Raw genomic sequence first — 21855 nt, 5'->3', positions numbered from 1 at the left:
GACATGGGTTTTTTGCCACAAAAACGCCCCTATAAAGGTGCAATCCGCTAAAGCGGAAGAAAATGCGCACCGCAATGTAGCGCGAATTTTCGTTTATGACCCGTTTTGGTGCGCGAAAGGTCCGGTGCATATTAACTGGTTAAACCTTGAGCGATTTCCGCTATAATCCGCGCCCCCCTTTTTCGGCTGGGCCTGCGCGCGCTGTTTTCATGAAATTAATCGTTAAAGTCTTCCCCGAGATCACCATCAAGAGCCGACCGGTACGGATGCGTTTCATCCGTCAATTGGCCAAGAACATCCGTGCCGTGCTCCGCGATCTGGACCCGGCTGTGGTGGTGAACGGTGTGTGGGACAATCTCGAGCTGGAAACCCGCCTCACAGACCCCAAGGCCTTGAAGGACATGACCGAGCGCCTGAGCTGCGTGCCGGGCATCGCGCATTTCCTGCAGGTCGACGAGTACCCGTTGGGTGACTTCGACGACATCACCGAAAAGTGCAAACAGCACTACGGCGATGTACTGGCAGGCAAGGTTTTTTCGGTGCGTTGCAAGCGTGCCGGCAAGCATCCGTTCAGCTCCATGGATGTCGAGAAATACGTGGGCAGCAAGCTGCGTCGCGAGTGCGGCGCCGCCGGAATTTCACTGAAAGCGCCGCAAATTGAAGTGCGGATGGAAATTCGCGACCAACGGTTGTTTGTGATCCACAGCCAGCACGACAGCATCGGCGGCTACCCGCTGGGTGCCTTGGAACAGACCCTGGTCTTGATGTCCGGCGGTTTCGATTCCACCGTTGCGGCCTACCAGATCATGCGCCGCGGGCTGATGAGCCACTTCTGCTTCTTTAACCTGGGCGGGCGTGCACACGAATTGGGCGTGATGGAAGTCGCGCATTACATCTGGAAGAAGTATGGCAGCTCGCAACGGGTGCTGTTTGTCAGCGTACCGTTCGAGGAAGTCCTGGGAGAAATTCTCGGGAAAGTCGATAACAGTCATATGGGCGTAGTATTGAAGCGTATGATGTTGCGCGCTGCGTCCCGAATCGCGGATCGGCTGGAAATCGACGCACTGGTCACCGGTGAAGCGATTTCCCAGGTGTCCAGCCAGACCCTGCCGAACTTGTCGTTGATCGACTCTGTGACCGAGAAGCTGGTATTACGCCCGCTGATCGCCAGTCACAAGCAAGACATCATCGACCTGGCGACCCAGATCGGCACGGCGGATTTCGCCAAGCACATGCCGGAATATTGCGGGGTCATCTCGGTGAACCCCAAGACCCACGCCAAACGCAACCGCGTGGAGTACGAAGAACAACAGTTCGACATGGCAGTTCTCGAGCGAGCGCTTGAGAACGCCAAACTGGTGCCGATCGATCGGGTTATTGACGAATTGGGCCAGGATTTGCAAATCGAAGAAGTCAGCGAGGCTCTGGCCGGTCAGATCATCATCGACATCCGTCACCCGGATGCCGCTGAAGACGAGCCGCTGGAAATTGCTGGCATCGACGTACAAACGCTGCCGTTCTATGCATTGAATGCGCGTTTCAAGGAACTGGATGACAGCCGTCAGTACCTGTTGTATTGCGACAAAGGCGTGATGAGTCGCCTGCATGCCCACCATTTGCTCAGTGAGGGGCATGCCAATGTGCGCGTTTATCGACCGAGCTAAGAGCCCGGGGCTGTTTGCCTGTGGCCTGCGTCACCGGCCCCCCGACTCTGCCGTCAAGCTGTAACGGCAAGGCCTGACTCTACTGTTAATCGCTGCCACGACCTGTCAGCACACCGAATCCTCTGATCGAGATACACAAGTGATCGAAAATCTACGCAACATCGCCATCATTGCTCACGTTGACCATGGTAAGACCACCCTGGTAGACAAACTCTTGCGTCAATCCGGCACCCTGGAGCGCAACGAGCTCAACGACGAGCGCGTGATGGACTCCAACGACCAGGAGAAAGAGCGCGGTATTACCATTCTGGCGAAAAACACCGCCATCAACTGGAACGGCTACCACATCAACATCGTGGACACCCCGGGCCACGCCGACTTCGGCGGCGAAGTTGAACGCGTAATGTCGATGGTTGACTCCGTTCTGCTGCTGGTTGACGCTCAAGACGGCCCTATGCCGCAAACCCGTTTCGTGACCAAGAAGGCTTTCGAAGCCGGCCTGCGTCCAATCGTGGTCATCAACAAGGTTGACCGTCCAGGCGCACGTCCGGACTGGGTTCTGGACCAGATCTTCGACCTGTTCGACAACCTGGGTGCCACCGAAGAACAGCTGGACTTCAAAGTCGTCTACGCCTCGGCCCTGAACGGCATTGCCGGTCTGGAACACACCGACATGGCTGAAGACATGACCCCGCTGTACCAGTCGATCGTCGACAACGTACCTGCGCCGAAAGTCGACCGCGATGGTCCGTTCCAGATGCAAATCTCCGCACTGGACTACAACAGCTTCCTGGGCATCATCGGCGTTGGCCGTATTGCTCGTGGTCGCGTCAAGCCGAACACTCCGGTTGTGGCGATCGATGCTGATGGCAAACGCCGTAACGGCCGTATCCTGAAGCTGATGGGTCACCACGGTCTGCACCGTGTAGACGTTGAAGAAGCAGCTGCCGGCGACATCGTCTGCATCAGCGGCTTCGACCAGCTGTTCATCTCCGACACCCTGTGCGACCCACAGAACGTTGAAGCGATGAAGCCGCTGACCGTTGACGAACCAACCGTTTCGATGACCTTCCAGGTTAACGACTCGCCGTTCTGCGGCCGTGAAGGCAAGTTCGTCACCAGCCGTAACATCAAAGAGCGTCTGGACAAAGAACTGCTCTACAACGTTGCCCTGCGCGTTGAAGAAGGCGACACCGCCGACAAGTTCAAAGTCTCCGGCCGTGGTGAGCTGCACCTTTCGGTACTGATCGAAACCATGCGTCGCGAAGGCTTCGAAATGGGTGTTGGTCGTCCGGAAGTGATCATCCGCATGGTTGACGGCGTCAAGCACGAACCGTACGAAAACGTGACCATCGACCTGCCAGAAGAATCGCAAGGTTCGATCATGGAACAGATCGGTATCCGTAAAGGCGACCTGACCAACATGGTTCCGGATGGCAAGGGCCGTGTGCGCCTTGAGTACAACATCCCGGCGCGTGGCTTGATCGGTTTCCGTAACGAGTTCCTGACCCTGACCTCCGGTGCAGGCATCCTGACCTCGATCTTCGACCGTTACGACGTGATGAAGTCCGGCGACATGTCCGGCCGTCAGAACGGCGTGCTGGTTTCGGTTGCTACCGGTAAGGCTCTGACTTACTCGCTGGAAACCCTGCAAGCTCGCGGCAAACTGTTCCTGGGTCACGGTGAAGACGTGTACGAAGGTCAAATCGTCGGCATCAACAGCCGCGACAACGACCTGGGCGTTAACCCAACCAAAGGCAAGAAGCTCGACAACATGCGTGCTTCGGGTAAAGACGAAACCATCGCTCTGGTTCCGCCTATCCGCTTCACCCTGGAGCAGGCTCTGGAATTCGTTCAAGAAGACGAATTGTGCGAAGTCACTCCTAAGTCCATCCGTCTTCGTAAGAAGATCCTGGGCGAAAGCGAGCGTACCCGCGCTGCGAAAAAAGCCGGTAACTAAGTCTTTTAGTTAGCTGCAAAAAAACGCCCCCGACCGCAAGGTCGGGGGCGTTTTTGTTTGTCTGGGGATTGTGTGGTGACCGTGCCGGCCTCTTCGCGAGCAAGCCCGCTCCCACATTTGGAATGCATTTCAAATGTGGGAGCGGGCTTGCTCGCGAAAGCGGTAGTTCAAGCAATAAAGCATTCGGATCAGAACTTATCGAGCGTACGCAACTTGGTCTCGCGAACCACTTCCTTCGGCTTGTACGCGCAATACCCCGGCCGTGGCCCGATTTTCGGATGATTGCGGCAAGTATCCGGGCGCTTGTCATAAATAGTGCAGAAGCGGCTCTTACGATCCAGATACAGGCAATCGTTGTTGCTCATGCGCTGCAGGGTGAAGATCTCGGATTTGGCATTGAAGCGCTCGACGATGCCTTCCTTCTGCAAGCGCTTGGCGATGTTCTTCGGCGGGTCGCCTCGCTCGAACTCATCGACGATGCCGATGCGGATCAGGTCCTTGATCTTCACCTCAACCGGCAGGGTGCAGCAGCTCGACACACAGCCGCCACACATATGGCTTGAGTATTTCTGCCAGGTCTCGAGACGGTCGAGTTCCGCGGCGGCGATCAGTTGAGGCTTCATCAGGTTTCCAAGAGGGGTGTTATCCGGCGCGGGATCATACCGGAATTGGTGATTTTTTGAACAATATCTTCCAGGTTTCAGCTCGAAGGCTGCGTCGGGCCACAAACGGGCACGGCCCCTGCATCTAAATCACGCAAAGGTGAATGAGTTAAAAAACTGCCGAACCAGAGCGTCTACCGTCTGTCAGACCGTCTAGGCTCTAGCAACTCCTTCTATCTCGCCCGAGGTCGCATTGATGTCTCAGGAACCGCTTGTACGAGAAGCAGAGGTAGCCGCATTTCGCGATGCCGTCTTGACCAAACTTACCTACGCGGTGGGCAAGGACCCCGATCACGCCTTCGACCACGATTGGTTCGAAGCCATCGCACTGGCCGCCCGCGACCATATGGTCGACCACTGGATGGACCACACGCGGCACATCTACCGCAAGGGACAGAAGCGGGTCTATTACCTCTCGCTGGAATTCCTGATCGGCCGTCTGCTCTACGACAGCCTGAGCAACCTCGGCTTGCTGGACGTGGCCCGTGAGGCCATGAGCGAGCTGGGCGTGGATATGGAGCGCATTCGCCTGCTGGAGCCCGACGCGGCCCTGGGCAACGGTGGCCTTGGTCGCCTGGCGGCGTGCTTCATGGAAAGCATGTCGACCCTGGGCATTGCCGGCCACGGTTATGGCATTCGTTATGAGCACGGCTTGTTCCGCCAGGCGATTGTCGATGGCTGGCAGCAGGAACAAACCGAACGCTGGCTGGATTTCGGCAACCCGTGGGAGTTCGAGCGCGCCGAGGTGATCTACCCGATCGGCTTTGGCGGTGGCGTGGAAACCCTGCTGGATGCGTCCGGCAAGTCGATTCAGGTGTGGTCACCGAATGAAACCGTACGCGCAGTAGCGTATGACACCCCGGTCGTCGGCTGGCGTGGTGCAAGCGTCAACACCTTGCGCCTGTGGCGTGCCCGCGCCGTGGAAGACCTGCACCTGGAACGCTTCAACGCTGGTGACCACCTGGGCGCTGTCGCCGAAGTGGCTCGCGCCGAAAGCATCTCCCGAGTGCTTTACCCGGCCGACAGCACCGAAGCAGGGCAGGAACTTCGCCTGCGCCAGGAATACTTCTTCGTTTCCGCCTCGTTGCAGGACTTGCTGCGTCGCCACAAAAACATGCACGGCTCGGTGCTGAGCCTGGGCGAACACGCGGCCATCCAGCTCAACGACACGCACCCGTCGATTGCGGTGGCCGAGTTGATGCGCCAGTTGGTGGACCTGCACGACATCCCGTGGGATGCCGCCTGGGACGTGACCGTCGAAACCCTGTCTTACACCAACCACACCTTGCTCCCGGAGGCGCTGGAAACCTGGCCGGTCGGCTTGATGGAACGCATGCTGCCGCGGCACATGCAGATCATCTACCTGATCAACGCCCAGCACATCGACTCGCTGCGGGCCAAAGGCATTCACGACTTCGACGTACTGCGCGCAGTGTCTTTGATCGAAGAAGACAACGGCCGCCGCGTACGCATGGGCAACCTGGCGTTCCTTGGTTCCCACAGCGTGAACGGCGTGTCTGGCCTGCACACCCAACTGATGCGCAGCACGGTGTTCTCCGAACTGCACAAGCTCTACCCGGACCGCATCAATAACAAAACCAACGGCATTACGTTCCGCCGCTGGTTGTTCCAGGCGAATCCAAAACTCACTGCGATGCTGGTGGAAGCGCTGGGCCCGGACATTCTCGACAACACCGAAACCCGTCTGGTTGAGCTGGAAACCTTCGCCGAGAAGCAAGCGTTCCGCAAAGCCTTCGCCGAGCAGCGGCTGCACAGTAAACGGGCACTGGCCGACATCATTCACGAGCGCCTGGGGATTTCAGTCAACCCGGCGGCGATGTTCGATGTGCAGGTCAAACGCATCCACGAGTACAAGCGCCAGCTGTTGAACCTGCTGCACACCGTCGCGCTGTACCAGGCGATCCGTGCCGAGCCGGGCACCGATTGGGTGCCGCGGGTGAAGATCTTCGCCGGCAAGGCAGCGGCCAGCTATCACCAGGCCAAGCTGATCATCAAGCTGACCAACGACATCGCCCGCACCGTCAACAACGACCCCACCGTGCGCGGTTTGCTCAAGGTAGTGTTCCTGCCCAACTACAACGTCAGCCTGGCGGAAAGCATCATTCCGGCGGCCGACCTGTCGGAGCAGATTTCCACTGCCGGCTTTGAAGCGTCGGGCACCAGCAACATGAAGTTCGGCCTCAACGGTGCGTTGACCATCGGCACCATGGACGGCGCCAACGTCGAGATGCACGAGCGCGTGGGCGCCGATCACATGTTTATCTTCGGCCTCAGTGCCGAGCAGGTGGAGGCGCGCAAACATGCCGGTGAATTCAATGCCGGGCCGGATGTTGCCGCATCCCATCGCTTGAACGACGTACTGCAAGCGATTCGCGGCGGGGTGTTCTCACCGGATGATCCGGGCCGTTATGCCGGGTTGGTGGATTCGCTGATCGACTACGACCGCTTCCTGGTCTGTGCCGACTTTGATTCCTATTGGGATGCCCAGGCGCGGGTCGAGGCCCATTGGCACGACTCCAAGGAATGGTGGCGCTCGGCGGTGCTCAATACCGCGCGCATGGGCTGGTTCTCGTCGGACCGGACCATCCGGGAATATGCGACGGAAATCTGGAAAGCGTTGGATTAGACACCGCAATACAAAATGTGGGAGCGGGCTTGCTCGCGAAAGCGCAGTGTCAGTCGACAAATTTGTGACTGATCCACCGCCTTCGCGAGCAAGCCCGCTCCCACATGGGGTCCGTGTCGATATACTGAGCATCGCCTTTGCCCGCTTCGGGCTGCTTAGGGATATCGACCATGCAATGGATTTTCATGCTGATTGGCCTGGTGCTCGGCTGGACGCTCGATGAGTCGTTCAGTGATGCGGGCATTGGAGCGCTGCTCGGTTTGGGCATTGGCCAGGCGATTCGCCTGTCGATGCTTGCCTCGCGTACGGAGGAGCAAGGCCGTCAGCTGGAGTCTGCCAGGAGCGCCATTAAAGTAGTCGAGCAACGCCTGGCCTTGCTGGAAAGACCGGGTGCCGTTGAAACCCCCGAACCTGTCTTTGTCGAAGAACCGCTGCCGGTACCGGCGCCGCCCGAACTCGTCTGGGAATTACCCGCCGAACTGGAACCCGCCTACGCCACCGTGGCGGCCGAGCCCAGCCAGCCATTGCCGGCTGACGTCTGGAGGGCTGAGCCGAGCGAAAAAATCCCTGAACAACCTGCTACGCCTGCGGTACCTCGCGGCCCCAACTTCATCGAACGCGCCATCAGCGGCGCGCGCAACTGGCTGTTCGGCGGCAACACCGTGCTGCGGGTCGGCGTGGTGCTGTTGTTCCTCGGCCTGGCGTTCCTGCTGCGTTATGCCACTGAAGGCATGGTGGTGCCGATCGAGCTGCGTTACGCGGGCGTTGCCGGCTGTGCACTGGCCTTGCTGGGTTTGGGGTGGTGGCTGCGGCTGCGCAACAGCAATTACGGATTGATGCTGCAAGGCACCGGCATCGCCGTGTTGTACCTGACGGTGTTCGCCGCGATGCGCCTGCATCCGCTGCTTGATCCCGGTGCGGCCTTAGGCTTGCTGGTGGCTGTCACGGTGTTCTCGGCGATCCTGGCGATTACCCAGGACGCCCTCGGCCTGGCTTGCGCCGCCGCACTCGGCGGTTTTGCCGCACCTATCCTCACGTCTACCGGCGCCGGTAACCATGTGGCGCTGTTCAGCTATTTCGCCCTGCTTAACGCGGGCATTCTCGCCATCGCCTGGTTCAAGGCCTGGCGCCTGCTCAACCTGATCGGCTTTGTCGGCACCTTCGGTATCGGCTTCGCCTGGGGCATGCGCTCCTATACGCCGGAGCTGTTGTGGAGCACCGAGCCGTTCCTGATTGTGTTTTTCCTGATGTACCTGGGCATTGGCCTGTTGTTCGCCCGGCGCAAGTTGCTGGAGATGCGCGACGCACCGGACGATGACAGCCGTGGTGCATTGCTGCGCTGGTCGGCGGCCAAGGGCGACTATGTCGACGGCAGCATGCTGTTCGGCCCGCCGCTGGTGGGCTTTGGGTTGCAGTTTGCGCTGGTGCAGCACCTGGAGTTTGCCGCCGCGTTCAGCGCGCTGGCCCTGGGCATTATCTACATGGGCCTGGCCCGTTTGTTGAGCGGCGGTCGCGCCTTGCTGCTGGCGGAAACCTGCCTGGCGCTGGGTGTGATCTTTGCCAGCCTGGCGATTCCCCTGGGCCTCGACGCACGTTGGACCGCGGCCGCCTGGGCCGTGGAAGGCGCCGGTATCTTCTGGCTTGGCCTGCGCCAGCAACGGCCATTGGCACGGGCTTTTGGCTTGCTGTTGCAAGTCGGCTCGGCGCTGGCGTTCCTCAGCGAATTGGGGGTTGGCGAGACCAGTCTGTTGGAGGGTGCACCGTTGGGTGCATTGCTGCTCGGTGCGGCATTGCTGTTCAGTTTCTTCCAGTTGCGCAAAGCCCCGACTGAGCAGGCGGCGCAGTGGGAACGTCGAGGCTTGCCGGTATTGGCCAGTGTCGGCCTGGGCTTCTTGTACCTGCTCGCACCGCTGCTGCTGTCGACCCAAGGTACCGCCATCAGTTGGGCGATAGCGGGCCTGGCGACCTTGCTGGTCGGTCTGCGGGTCGGCTCGCGCACGTTCCTCTTCACCGCGTTTGCCGTGCAACTGCTGGGTGGGGCGCTGTTCCTGCTGCGCCTTCAAGCGGGCACTGATTCGGGTGCGGTGTTCAGTGCCGGCTGGAGCGGCTTGCTCACCGCCTCGCTGATTGGCCTGGCGTTGGTCGGCGGCATGTTGCTGGCAGCGCGGGACACCATGGTGCGCAGCGATGTGCGGTTGTTGCGTGGCCTGTCGGTAGTGCTGTTGGCCGGGCTGGTGCTGATCAACCTCGCGGTGCTGTTCGTGCTGCCCTGGGAGACCGCCAGCGGCGTGTGGGCGGCCAGTGGTTTGTTGATCATCTGGCTGAGCCTGTATCTGCAACAGCGCGTCAGTTTTGTCTTCGGGTTGTTGCTGCAAGTGATCGGTGGCGCTTCGTTCCTGATCGCGGTGCCGGACCTGCTCGGGCCGCTGACCAGCGAAGGCTTGCGTCCTTTGGGTCATAGCGGCTTCTGGACGCCGATGGTGCTCGGGCTGGCAGCGCTGGTCGGTGCCTGGCGCTTGCAGCGTCGGCCTCATGCGCCGGTGTTCGAAGCGTTGAGTTTGCAGCGGCTGTCCGACGTGCTGTTGGTGTGGGGCGCGGGTTGGTGGACGTTGGCGTTGGTCAGCGAAGTGCTGCGTTTTGCGCCGTCGATGCTGCAAGGCACTTGGCTGTTGGCAGTAGCGGCAGTGAGTGTGGCGATCTGGGCAGTGTTGGCCCTGCGCCTGCAATGGGCGTCGCTGGGCGTGTTGTGCACGCTGTTGATGCCGGCGGTGGGCGTGGTGTTGCTGGGCGCGTGGGGCTCGCGTTATCACCCGGCAGCGAATTTTGCCTGGCTGGCGTGGGCGGCGGTGTTTGCGGTGCACTTCGTGTCGCTGCGGCGCCTGGCTTCGGTCATTCCGGAGAAAGCCCTGAGCGCCGCGCATGTGCTCGGTTGCTGGCTGCTGATCGGCGTGCTGGCGCTGGAGTTGCGCTACGGCCTGTTGCTGTTGTCCGAGGAATACAACGCCTGGCGCTGGTTGGGCTGGGCGATTCTGCCGAGCCTGTACCTGGTGCTCGCCGCCGCGCCGCGCAGTTGGCCATGGCCGGTGTCGACGTACCCGCGCGAGTATCGGTTGTATGCCGCGCTGCCGCTGGCCGTGCTGATGCTCGGCTGGTTCTGGCTGGCGAATATCTTCAGCGACGGCACCGCCGAGCCGCTGCCGTATGTGCCGCTGCTTAACCCGCTGGATCTGGGGTTGTTGTTCGCGTTGCTGGGTGTGTACCTGTGGTCCCGCAGTGCCGCCCCGCAACGCGGGCCGCGCGCCGAGCTGATCGCCCAAGCGGTCGCCGGGGTTTCGCTGTTCGCCTTCTTCACCGCCCTGGTGATGCGCACGGCTCACCATTGGGGCGGCGTGCCATTCCATCTGGATGCGCTGCTGGAGTCGATGCTGGTGCAGGCCGGGCTGTCGATCGTCTGGACCCTGATTGCTCTGAGCCTGATGATCGGTGGCCATCTGCGTCATCGGCGAGAGGTGTGGCTGATCGGTGCGGCGTTGATTGCCGTGGTGGTCGCCAAATTGTTCTTCGTCGAATTGAGCAACCGCGGTGGGCTGGCGCGGATCGTATCGTTTATCGGTGTGGGTGGTTTGTTGCTGGTGGTGGGCTATTTCGCTCCGCTGCCGCCCAAGCGCGCCGAGCCGGTGGTTGAAAACTGAAGGAGTGGCCTCTTGATGGGCAAGTTGAGTGTGGCGCTGTTGGGGTTGTGCACAACATTGTCGGCCTGGGCCCAGGAAACGCCCGCCGATTTCACCACGCGGGTACCGCTGACGGTAAGCGGCGAAGGCCCTTGGTATCGCCTGGAGCTGCCGCTGGCGGTGCAATTAAGCGCCCGGCAGGCCGACTTGAGTGATGTGCGGGTGTTCAACGCGGCAGGTGAGCCCCAGGCTTACGCGCTGGCGCGGCAGTCGGCGCAAAGCACCGAAAGCCGCAGCCTGGCCAATGTGAAGTGGTTCCCGCTGTACGCCGCGGCCGACTCCGCTGAAGCAGTGCCCAGCGTGCGCGTGCAATCCACAGCGACCGGCACACTGGTGCAGGTGCAGCCGCCCAGCCAACTGGAGGCCGGCGAAGAAGTGCTGCGCGGCTGGTTGCTTGATGCCAGTGGGATCAAGGCGCCGCTGCAGCAACTGATCCTCGACTGGACCAGCGAGCGCGACGGCTTCCAGCGCTTCAGCATCGAAGCCAGCGACGACTTGCAGCACTGGCGCTCCTGGGGCGAAGGGCAGGTGGCGCGTCTGTCGTTTGCCGACGAACGCGTCGAGCAGCATGAAGTGAGTCTGCCGGGGCAGTCGGCACGGTATCTGCGCCTGCTGTGGAAAGGCCAAGCGGCACCGACGCTGACGTCGGCGCAGCTGGAGAGTGTCAGTGCCCATAGCTTGCCGTTGCCGCTGGTGTGGTCGCAGCCACTGTCGGGTAGCCGGCTCAAGGCCGGTGAATACAGCTGGCAGTTGCCCAACGCGCTGAACGTCGAACGTCTGCGTATCGACCTGAGCCAACCCAACAGCCTCGCACCGGTCACTCTGTCGGGCCGCCGGGAAAGCAATCAGGCTTGGCAGCCTTTGAGCAGTGGCTTGCTCTATCGACTGACGCAAAATGGCCAGGACGTTTTACAAAACGAATTGCAGCTGCCCGGCCAGGCCGTTGCGCAACTCAAGCTCAACGTGGACGAACGCGGCGGTGGCCTGGGTGTTGAGGCACCGACCTTGAGCTTTGCAGTGCGGGCCACGCAGTTGGTGTTCCTGGCACGGGGCGAGCCACCGTTCACTTTGGCGTTGGGCAATCCGTCGGTGAAGGGCGCGAACTTGCCGCTGTCGACGTTGATCCCGGATTACAGCGCCGAACGCCTGGCTGCGCTTGGGCAGGCCAAAGTGGCGGGCGGGGCGGTAGTGACTTCGCCTGCGGTTGCGACCCCTGTCGATGCCGGGCCGAACTGGAAAAAGCTCGGCCTTTGGGCCGTGCTGCTGCTCGGTGTGGCGGCACTTGGAGCCATGGCCTACAGTTTGCTGCGCAAGCCGCCGGTGGCACGTTAAATAAAGTCCATGAACTCTATTGGGTTTAAATCCTCTGATAGGAGGAAATACGCCCCGACTCGCGTTAAACTGCGCGGGTTTTTAGCCCCCAATTTCCGGAGCCTTCCATGTCCCGCGTTACCCTGAGTCGCTATTTGATCGAGCAGACCCGCAGCAACAACACGCCTGCCGATCTGCGCTTCCTTATCGAAGTGGTGGCGCGTGCTTGCAAGGAAATCAGCCACGCCGTCTCCAAAGGCGCGTTGGGTGGTGTCCTGGGCAGCATGGGCACTGAAAACGTACAAGGCGAAGTGCAGAAGAAGCTCGACGTGATTTCCAACGAAATCCTGCTTGAAGCCAACGAATGGGGCGGTCACCTGGCCGGCATGGCGTCCGAAGAAATGGACAACGCCTACCAGATCCCGGGCAAATACCCGAAAGGCGCGTACCTGCTGGTATTCGACCCGCTGGACGGTTCGTCGAACATCGACATCAACGCTCCGGTCGGCACCATCTTCTCGGTACTGCGTTGCCCGAACGAATACCTGAGCCAGAACGAAGCCCTGAACGAAAAGGCCTTCCTGCAGCCAGGCACCGAGCAGGTAGCTGCCGGTTACGCGATCTACGGCCCGCAGACCATGCTGGTACTGACCCTGGGCGATGGCGTCAAAGGCTTCACCCTGGACCGTGAAATGGGCAGCTTCGTGCTCACCCACGAAGACATCACCATTCCTGCGTCCACCCAGGAATTTGCAATCAACATGTCCAACCAGCGCCACTGGGAAGAGCCGGTTACCCGCTATGTAGGCGAGTTGATGGCAGGCGAAGAAGGCCCGTTGAAGAAGAACTTCAACATGCGCTGGGTAGCGGCGATGGTTGCCGACGTGCACCGCATCCTGACCCGTGGTGGCTTGTTCATGTACCCACGTGACAGCCGCGAGCCGTCCAAGCCGGGCAAGCTGCGCCTGATGTACGAAGCCAACCCGATGTCGTTCCTGGTTGAACAGGCGGGCGGTGCGTCCACCGACGGCCACCAGCGCATCCTCGACATCCAGCCGGAAGGCCTGCACCAGCGCGTGGCGGTGTTCCTGGGTTCGAAGGAAGAAGTCGAGCGTGTGACCGGTTACCACAAGGCGTAAGCCTGGTGACCTGTAGGAGCGAGCTTGCTCGCGAAGAGCGTTAACGATGACACGGGCTGCCTGGTTGCCCGCGCCGGCTGAACGTTTTTCGCGAGCAAGCTCGCTCCTACAGTAATTTGATTCGCTTGATTGAGCCCCGAAACGTTTCAGCGTTTTCGGGGCTTTTTTGTTTTCGCTCGTCGGGAACCAGACACCCCTTTTCCCTTCTAAGCTTCTGGCAGACCCCCAAGCTGCTTCGTCTCTCCAGGAGTTATTCCATGTCGTTACGCCGTCTCGCCCTGTTGTCGTTTTGCGTGCTTCTGGCCGCTTGCAGCAAGGTCACTCAAGAAAATTACGCAAAACTGTCGGCCGGCATGCCCAAGGCCGAAGTGGAGTCGTTGCTGGGTAAGCCGACTGATTGTTCTGGCGCACTGGGTATGTCCAGTTGCACCTGGGGCGATAAAAACAGCTTTATCAGCGTGCAATATGCCGGTGACAAAGTACTGATTTTTTCCGGGCAAGGCCTGAAGTAAACCGGGGCGAAAGCCTGCGGGAGAAAAACAACATGATGCGTTTCGTTCTATACCTCTGCGCCAGCCTGTTTTTGGCGGGCTGCGCCAGCCATTCTGGCGATGATCTGCAACCCAAGACTGTCGGCAGCGTCAACCTCAAGCGTTACCAGGGCACCTGGTATGAGTTGGCCCGTTTGCCGATGTACTTCCAGCGTAATTGCGCACAGTCCGAAGCCCGCTACACGCTGCTGCCCGATGGCAATATGTCGGTGTTCAACCGCTGCCTGACGCCTGAGTGGGAATGGCAAGAAGCCAAGGGCACGGCCACGCCGCAGGTCGCCGGCAAGACCGACAAGCTGTGGGTCGAATTCAATAACTGGTTTACCTCGCTGTTGCCGGGCGTGGCCAAGGGCGATTACTGGGTGCTGTACGTCAGCGATGACTACAAGACCGCCATTGTCGGCAGCCCGAGCCGGCGCTACATGTGGTTGTTGTCCCGCACGCCGACAGTCAGCGCCGACACCCGCGAAGACCTGCTGAGCAGGGCGCGGCAACAGGGGTATGACACCACGCGTTTGATCTGGCGTACGTCGGACAAGCAAATGGCGAAGACTTCGCAGTAATACAAAACAGCGCCAATCCAATGTAGGAGCGGGCTTGCTCGCGAAGGCGGTGTGACAGTCACCGATGTGTTGACTGATCCACCGCTTTCGCGAGCAAGCCCGCTCCCACATTTGTTATGTGTCGTCTGTTAGCCCAGCAAATCCCGCAAGACCTGGGTAAACGCCCGGCTGCTGTCTTCTTCGGCGGCGTGATGCCCGTCGCGAATCACCCACTTCCCGTTCACCAGAACGTCGCGCACCTGGCGATCACCACCGGCAAACAGCCAGCGATTGAGAATCCCGTCTTCGTTCGCCGTCGCCAGGTACGGATCGTTGCCATCCAGCACCAGCCAGTCCGCACGCTTGCCGACTTCCAGGCGCCCGATCGGCTGCCCCAGCGCTTCGGCACCGCCATCCAACGCGGCATCGAACAGCGTCCGCCCGACCATCGGCTGATCACTGCGATACAGCCGGTTGCGCCGCTGGTCCCGCAGCCGCTGGCCGTATTCCAGCCAGCGCAATTCTTCCACCACGCTCAGTGACACATGGCTGTCGGAGCCAATCCCCATGCGCCCGCCCTGGGCCAGGAAGTCCACCGCCGGGAAAATCCCGTCGCCCAGGTTGGCTTCGGTGGTCAGGCACAGCCCGGCAATCGCCCGGCTCTTGGCCATTAACGTCACTTCTTCCGGGTTGGCGTGGGTGGCGTGCACCAGGCACCAGCGCTGATCCACTTCAACATGGTCATACAGCCATTGCAGCGGACGCTTGCCGCTCCAGGCCAGGCAGTCGTCGACTTCCTTCTGCTGCTCGGCGATGTGGATATGCACTGGGCACGCCTTGTCGCTGGCGGCCAGCACTTCGCTGATTTGTTGGGGGGTTACCGCACGCAGCGAGTGGAAGCACAGGCCGAGTTGTTGCGCCGGTTGCGCAGCCAGAATCGGTTGCAGGCGTGATTGCAGGTTCAGGTAATGCTCGGTGCTGTTGATAAAGCGCCGCTGGCCTTCATTGGGTGCCTGGCCGCCAAAACCGGAATGGCTGTAGAGCACCGGCAACAAGGTCAGGCCGATACCGCTGCTGGCGGCGGCCTGGCTGATTTGGCGCGACAGCTCGGCGGGGTCTGCATAAGCCTGGCCGCTGACGTCGTGGTGCACGTAGTGAAATTCGGCCACCGAGGTATAGCCGGCCTTGAGCATCTCGATGTACAGCTGGCGAGCGATGATCTGCAGTTGGTCGGGGCTGATCTTGCCAACCATCCGGTACATCAAGTCGCGCCAGGTCCAGAAGCTGTCATTCGGGTTGCCGGCCACTTCCGCAAGCCCGGCCATCGCCCGCTGGAACGCGTGAGAATGCAGGTTCGGCATGCCTGCCAGCACCGGGCCCCTGAGCCGTTCGGCACCGTCTGCACTGGCGTTGGGCTCAACCTTGGTCAGCAGGCCGTCGGCGCTGACTTCAAGACGTACATCATTGGCCCATCCATTAGGCAGCAGCGCGCGTTCGGCAAAGAAAGCGGACATGATTCAGGCACCCCGGTCGTGTGTTTATTTGTATATACATATACAGACGTTTGCCTGCTCGGTAAACTCCGGCAAGCTATGCTTCTTTTTCACCTGCAAGGATTTCCTGTGCCGACTCCGCCCGCCAAGTCTCCACTGGCTGCCCACATGGACGAAAGTCCGGCGCCCTTGTACGCCCGCGTCAAACAGATGATCAGCCAGCAGATCCTCAACGGCAACTGGCCGCCGCATTATCGCGTGCCGTCGGAAAGCGAACTGGTCAACCAACTGGGCTTCAGCCGCATGACCATCAACCGTGCCCTGCGCGAGTTGACCGCTGAAGGCCTGCTGGTGCGCATGCAAGGTGTGGGCACATTTGTCGCCGAGCCTAAGAGCCAGTCGGCGCTGTTTGAAGTGCACAACATTGCCGATGAGATCGCCTCTCGCGGTCATCGTCATACGTGCAAAGTCATCACTCTCGGCGAAGAAGCCGCCGGTTCCGAGCGCGCCGTCGCCCTGGAAATGCGCGAAGGCGGGCGGGTGTTTCACTCGTTGATCGTGCACTACGAAAACGACATCCCGGTGCAAATCGAAGACCGCTTCGTCAACGCTCTGGTCGCGCCGGAATACCTGCAGCAGGATTTCACCCAGCAAACGCCTTATGCCTACCTCAACCAGGTGGCGCCGCTGACCGAAGGCGAGCACGTGGTCGAAGCGATCCTCGCCGACGCCGACGAATGCAAGTTGCTGCAAATCGAAACCAGCGAGCCGTGCCTGTTGATTCGCCGTCGTACCTGGTCTGGCCGCCAGCCGGTCACGGCCGCGCGTTTGATCCACCCCGGTTCCCGTCATAGCCTGGAAGGACGTTTCAGTAAATGAGTTCGACGAAAGTCTGGCGCGCCGCCGATTACGTCCGCATGCCGTGGAAAAACGGCGGCGGCAGCACTGAAGAAATCACCCGTGACGCAGGCGAGGGCCTGGACGGTTTCGGCTGGCGCCTGTCGATTGCCGATATCGCCGAGTCGGGCGGGTTCTCCACCTTTGCCGGGTACCAGCGCATCATCACCGTGCTGCAAGGCTCGGGCATGGTGCTGACGGTGGACGGCGAAGAACAGCGCGGGTTGTTACCGCTGCAACCGTTCCCGTTCAAGGGTGACAGCCAGGTGTCCTGCCGATTGATCGGTGGTCCGATCCGCGACTTCAACCTGATCTATTCGCCGCAGCGCTATCAGGCGCGGTTGCAGTGGATGGACGGTACGCAGCGTTTCTTCAGTGCGGCGCACACCGTGGTGGTGTTCAGCGTGGCGGATGAAGTGAAGGTGCTCGGTGAGCGGCTGAACCGTCATGACTGCCTGCAATTGGACGGTAACACTGGCTTGCTGGACGTCAGCATCACTGGCCGTTGCTGCGTCATCGAGCTGACTGCACGCTAAACCACTGTAGGAGCGAGCTTGCTCGCGAAGGTATTTCAAGCGTATTGCTACGTTGAATGTACCTTTTTCGCGAGCAAGCTCGCTCCTACAAAAACTGTTCCCACTTCCCGCACCAACTTGTTACCGAATGCCCCAGCATGGCGCAAAAGCCTGCCTGAGTAACGAGCCTCTCTCGCTGTAAAAACCTTCTGCAAGAAAATTCATCAAGCTGCCAAGCCTTGTTCTTAAAGGCTTGCGCTCCCGTTCGCGAAAAATCTGCAACTGCCCTCCGCCAAGTTGGCCGCTTGATTGCATATGCTTGTATGTACAAGTAAAGATGTGTGCGTAAGAGTCCATGAGTATCCTCTTCGCACCAATCATGTTCGCGCATTGATCGTTGAGGAATTTTTTGTGACCAAGCCTACCAAGTACCGTGACGTTGAAATCCGCGCTGCCCGTGGCAACACGCTCACCGCCAAAAGCTGGCTGACTGAAGCGCCGCTACGCATGCTGATGAACAACCTCGACCCACAGGTTGCCGAGAACCCGAAAGAACTGGTGGTGTACGGCGGCATCGGCCGTGCCGCGCGCAACTGGGAATGCTATGACCAGATCGTCGAAAGCCTGACCAACCTCAACGACGACGAAACCCTGCTGGTGCAATCCGGCAAACCCGTTGGCGTGTTCAAGACCCACAGCAACGCCCCGCGCGTACTGATCGCCAACTCCAACCTGGTGCCGCACTGGGCGAGCTGGGAACACTTCAACGAACTCGACGCCAAGGGCCTGGCCATGTACGGCCAGATGACCGCCGGCAGCTGGATCTACATCGGCAGCCAGGGCATCGTCCAAGGCACCTACGAAACCTTCGTCGAAGCCGGTCGCCAACATTACAACGACGACCTCAAGGGCCGCTGGGTACTGACCGCCGGCCTCGGCGGCATGGGCGGCGCACAGCCTCTGGCGGCCACCCTGGCCGGCGCGTGCTCGCTGAACATCGAATGCCAGCAGGTCAGCATCGATTTCCGCTTGAGCAGCCGCTACGTCGACGAGCAAGCCACTGACCTCGACGACGCCCTGGCGCGCATCGACAAATACACCAAGGCCGGCCAGGCGATCTCCATCGCGCTGCTGGGCAACGCGGCGGAAATCCTGCCGGAACTGGTCAAGCGCGGTGTGCGCCCAGACATGGTCACCGACCAGACCAGCGCCCACGACCCGCTCAACGGCTACCTGCCGGCTGGCTGGACCTGGGACGAATACCGCGCCCGCGCCAAGACCGAACCGGCCGAGGTGATCAAGGCCGCCAAGCAATCCATGGCGGTGCACGTTCAGGCGATGCTGGACTTCCAGAAAATGGGCGTTCCGACCTTCGACTACGGCAACAACATCCGCCAGATGGCGCAAGAAGTGGGCGTGGAAAACGCCTTCGACTTCCCGGGTTTCGTACCGGCCTACATCCGTCCGCTGTTCTGCCGCGGCATCGGCCCGTTCCGCTGGGCGGCACTGTCCGGCGACCCACAAGACATCTACAAGACCGACGCCAAAGTCAAAGAGCTGATCCCGGATGACGCCCACCTGCACAACTGGCTGGACATGGCCCGCGAGCGCATCAGCTTCCAGGGCCTGCCGGCACGTATCTGCTGGGTTGGCCTGGGCCAGCGCGCCAAGCTCGGCCTGGCGTTCAACGAAATGGTGCGCAGCGGCGAGCTGTCGGCGCCTGTCGTGATCGGCCGCGACCACCTCGACTCCGGCTCGGTGGCCAGCCCCAACCGTGAAACCGAATCGATGCAGGACGGCTCCGACGCCGTGTCCGACTGGCCACTGCTCAACGCCTTGCTCAACACCGCCAGCGGCGCGACCTGGGTTTCGCTGCACCACGGCGGCGGCGTCGGCATGGGCTTCTCCCAGCACTCCGGGATGGTGATCGTCTGCGACGGTACGGACGAAGCGGCCGAGCGAATCGCTCGCGTCCTGCACAACGACCCGGCCACCGGCGTGATGCGGCATGCCGATGCGGGTTACCAGATCGCCATCGACTGCGCCAAAGAGCAGGGCCTCAACCTCCCGATGATCAAATAACTAATGTGGGAGCGGGCTTGCTCGCGAATGCGGTGTATCAGTCACCGAAGTCGTTAGCTGACCCATCGCTTTCGCGAGCAAGCCCGCTCCCACATTTGATCTGCGTTTCACCCAAAAACAATCCATCAGAGGTTGAACATAAATGGCCGTAACAGACGCTCGTGCAAGCACCACCCCGTTGATCGAAAGGCGTTCGATCGACTACATCCCGGAAGCGGAAAGACACGGCCGTCTATTGAGTCAGTTCACCCTGTGGTTGGGTGCCAACCTGCAAATCACCGCGATTGTCACCGGGGCCCTGGCCGTGGTGCTGGGCGGTGATGTGTTCTGGTCGTTGATCGGTCTGTTGATCGGTCAACTGCTGGGTGGCGGCGTCATGGCGCTGCACGCAGCCCAGGGCCCGCAATTGGGCTTGCCACAAATGATCTCCAGCCGCGTGCAGTTTGGCGTATATGGCGCGGTCATCCCGCTGGTGCTGGTGTGCCTCATGTACATCGGGTTTTCCGCCAGCGGCTCATTGCTGGCGGGGCAGGCGGTGGCGCAGTTGCTCCATGTCGAAGACTGGGTCGGCATCGTGTTGTTCGCGGGGCTGATTATGGTGTTCACGATCTTCGGCTACCGGGTGATCCACGGTATCGGTCGCATCGCCAGCGTGCTGGGTGTGGTTGCCTTCGTGTACCTGTTCTACAAGCTGCTGGCCGGTAACGACATCGGCGCGTTGCTGGGCAACAAGCATTTCTCCCTGAGCAGTTTCCTGCTGGCGATTTCCCTGTCGGCGTCCTGGCAGATTGCGTTCGGCCCTTACGTGGCGGACTACTCGCGCTATTTGCCGCGCAGCACGCAAGCCTCGAAAACCTTCTGGGCCGTGGGCCTGGGTTCGGTGATCGGCGCGCAGGCTTCGATGGTGTTTGGGGTGTTCGCGGCGGCCCTGGCCGGTTCGCAATTCGCTCACCACGAAGTGTCGTTTATCGTCGGCCTGGGCGGCACCGGGATCGTCGCGGCGCTGCTGTATTTCAGCATCGCCTTCGGCAAGGTCACCGTGACCACCCTCAATGCCTACGGCAGCTTCATGTCCATCGCGACGATCATCAGCGGCTTCCGTGGCAGCCGACATATCGGCAGTGGCACGCGCCTGCTGTACATCTTCGTCATGGTGTCGCTTGCCGCTGCGCTGGCGTTGTTGGGCAAGGATTCGTTCCTCAAGGATTTCTCCGCGTTCATCCTGTTCCTACTGGCTTTTTTCACGCCGTGGAGTGCGATCAACCTGGTGGATTTCTACTGCATCACCAAAGAACGCTACGACATCCCGGCGCTGTCCAATCCCAACGGTCGCTACGGTCGCTGGAACCTGATGGGCATCAGCATCTACGTGTTTGGCGTGCTGATTCAGATGCCGTTCATCTCCACACATTTCTACACCGGGCCAATGGTCGCCAGCCTCGGCGACACCGATATCTCCTGGATCATCGGCCTGGTGGTGCCGGCTGCGCTGTACTACTGGGCTGCCAGAAAATGGCACAGCCCGACGCCTGAACACCTGATCCTGCCGGTAGAGCAGGGCGCTGCACCAACGACAAACGGGCTGGCTGCACAGGCCTGATGGGACGTGGACAGGGCAGGATGCCTACTGACTGCCGTAATCCATTTCAAGATTGGGAGCGTCACAACAATGAAAATGAATAAGACCCTGTTGGCCACTTTGTTTTCGGCAGGCTTGCTGGCTTCTGCTGGCGCCCAGGCGGCCGGTTGGTGTGAGTCCGGCAAGCCGGTGAAATTTGCCGGTTTGAACTGGGAAAGCGGCATGTTGCTGACCGACATCCTGCAAACCGTGCTGGAAAAAGGCTATGACTGCAAAACCGACAGCCTGCCGGGTAACTCCATCACCATGGAAAACGCCCTGAGCAGCAATGACATCCAGGTGTTCGCCGAGGAGTGGGTAGGCCGCAGCGAAGTCTGGAACAAGGCCGAGAAGGCCGGCAAGGTCGTCGGCGTCGGTGCTCCGGTGGTGGGCGCTGTCGAAGGTTGGTACGTGCCGCGCTACGTGATCGAAGGCGACGCCAAGCGCAAGCTGGAACCCAAGGCACCGGACCTGAAAAGCATCGCCGACCTGGCCAAATACGCCTCGGTGTTCAAGGACCAGGAAGAGCCGTCCAAGGGCCGTTTCTACAACTGCCCGGCCGGCTGGACCTGTGAGCTGGACAACAGCGAGATGCTGAAAAGCTATGGCCTGGAAAGCACCTACACCAACTTCCGCCCAGGCACCGGCCCGGCGCTGGATGCGGCGGTGTTGTCGAGCTACAAGCGTGGCGAGCCGATCCTGTTCTATTACTGGTCGCCAACCCCGTTGATGGGTCAGGTCGACCTGGTGAAGCTGGAAGAAAAGCCCGGTGTGGATAAAAGTGTGAGCATCAAGGTCGGTCTGTCCAAGACCTTCCACGAGCAAGCCCCGGAGTTGGTGGCCGTGCTGGAAAAGGTCAACCTGCCCATCGACCTGCTGAACCAGAACCTGGGCCGCATGGCCAAAGAGCGAATTGAATCACCAAAACTGGCGAAAATTTTCCTCAAGGAACATCCTGAAGTCTGGCACGCATGGGTGAGCGACGACGCAGCCAAGAAAATCGACGCGGCCTTGTAGGTTGAGCGTTTCCGGTTGCCCTCGCA

The 21855-nt window shown here is 60.5% G+C and carries 14 protein-coding genes and 1 pseudogene; 13 read left to right on the top strand and 2 right to left on the bottom strand.

The features are described 5' to 3' along the window. The first annotated feature begins 209 nt into the window (after nt 1-209). Together thiI and typA are read left to right on the top strand one after the other, a co-directional pair. Entirely contained in the window at nt 210-1664 is a 1455-nt protein-coding gene (thiI, locus tag AU074_RS32085) for a tRNA uracil 4-sulfurtransferase ThiI (RefSeq protein ID WP_063033503.1), read from the top strand. A 139-nt stretch (nt 1665-1803) separates the two neighbouring features. Further along, a complete protein-coding gene (gene typA, locus AU074_RS32080; protein ID WP_076018123.1) occupies nt 1804-3624 on the top strand; it encodes a translational GTPase TypA in 1821 nt (606 codons plus the stop codon). Between the two features lie 188 nt (nt 3625-3812). Here typA and AU074_RS32075 read toward each other — a convergent pair whose 3' ends face one another. Next, nucleotides 3813-4247 (bottom strand): YkgJ family cysteine cluster protein, encoded by a 435-nt coding sequence (locus AU074_RS32075; protein ID WP_076018122.1) that lies wholly within the window; start codon nt 4245-4247, stop codon nt 3813-3815. Nucleotides 4248-4482: 235 nt separating this feature from the next. On the opposite strand from AU074_RS32075, the gene AU074_RS32070 reads away from it, so the two are divergent. The 6 genes and pseudogenes from AU074_RS32070 (at nt 4483) to AU074_RS32045 (ending at nt 14228) form a co-directional block, all read left to right on the top strand. Further along, on the top strand, nt 4483-6933 hold the full coding sequence (locus AU074_RS32070) for a glycogen/starch/alpha-glucan phosphorylase (RefSeq protein ID WP_076018121.1): 2451 nt from the start codon (nt 4483-4485) through the stop codon (nt 6931-6933). A gap of 170 nt (nt 6934-7103) precedes the next feature. Next, nucleotides 7104-10641: pseudogene (locus tag AU074_RS32065) on the top strand (DUF2339 domain-containing protein). Then, nucleotides 10641-11996, top strand: coding sequence for a DUF3999 domain-containing protein (locus AU074_RS32060; RefSeq protein ID WP_076018119.1), 1356 nt, complete (start codon nt 10641-10643; stop codon nt 11994-11996). The pseudogene AU074_RS32065 and the gene AU074_RS32060 overlap by 1 nt, the downstream one beginning before the upstream one ends. Before the next feature lie 107 nt (nt 11997-12103). Next, nucleotides 12104-13114, top strand: coding sequence for a class 1 fructose-bisphosphatase (locus tag AU074_RS32055; protein WP_003217989.1), 1011 nt, complete (start codon nt 12104-12106; stop codon nt 13112-13114). Between the two features lie 257 nt (nt 13115-13371). Then, nucleotides 13372-13626 carry a hypothetical protein gene (locus tag AU074_RS32050; RefSeq protein ID WP_003217986.1) on the top strand — a complete coding sequence of 85 codons (255 nt, stop codon included), beginning with the start codon at nt 13372-13374 and terminating at the stop codon, nt 13624-13626. A gap of 32 nt (nt 13627-13658) precedes the next feature. Next, nucleotides 13659-14228 (top strand): lipocalin family protein, encoded by a 570-nt coding sequence (locus AU074_RS32045; protein ID WP_076018118.1) that lies wholly within the window; start codon nt 13659-13661, stop codon nt 14226-14228. 128 nt (nt 14229-14356) lie between these two features. Here AU074_RS32045 and AU074_RS32040 read toward each other — a convergent pair whose 3' ends face one another. Continuing rightward, nucleotides 14357-15721 (bottom strand): formimidoylglutamate deiminase, encoded by a 1365-nt coding sequence (locus tag AU074_RS32040; RefSeq protein ID WP_076018117.1) that lies wholly within the window; start codon nt 15719-15721, stop codon nt 14357-14359. Between the two features lie 147 nt (nt 15722-15868). Between AU074_RS32040 and hutC the strand changes: the two genes are divergently transcribed. The 5 genes from hutC to AU074_RS32015 all read left to right on the top strand — a co-directional run bounded on the left by hutC (nt 15869) and on the right by AU074_RS32015 (nt 21829). After that, complete coding sequence (hutC, locus tag AU074_RS32035; RefSeq protein ID WP_003217980.1) at nt 15869-16579, top strand: histidine utilization repressor; 711 nt, start codon at nt 15869-15871, stop codon at nt 16577-16579. After that, complete coding sequence (locus AU074_RS32030; RefSeq protein WP_076018115.1) at nt 16576-17133, top strand: HutD family protein; 558 nt, start codon at nt 16576-16578, stop codon at nt 17131-17133. The genes hutC and AU074_RS32030 overlap by 4 nt, the downstream gene beginning before the upstream one ends. Before the next feature lie 390 nt (nt 17134-17523). Then, a complete protein-coding gene (gene hutU, locus AU074_RS32025) occupies nt 17524-19194 on the top strand; it encodes a urocanate hydratase (protein ID WP_076018214.1) in 1671 nt (556 codons plus the stop codon). 142 nt (nt 19195-19336) lie between these two features. After that, on the top strand, nt 19337-20794 hold the full coding sequence (locus tag AU074_RS32020) for a cytosine permease (protein WP_076018114.1): 1458 nt from the start codon (nt 19337-19339) through the stop codon (nt 20792-20794). A 69-nt stretch (nt 20795-20863) separates the two neighbouring features. Then, nucleotides 20864-21829, top strand: coding sequence for an ABC transporter substrate-binding protein (locus AU074_RS32015; protein ID WP_076018113.1), 966 nt, complete (start codon nt 20864-20866; stop codon nt 21827-21829). Nucleotides 21830-21855: the final 26 nt, after the last annotated feature.

This window comes from Pseudomonas sp. ATCC PTA-122608 (assembly GCF_001952855.1).
Classification (GTDB): domain Bacteria; phylum Pseudomonadota; class Gammaproteobacteria; order Pseudomonadales; family Pseudomonadaceae; genus Aquipseudomonas.
This window is presented reverse-complemented; position numbering and strand designations above follow the sequence as displayed.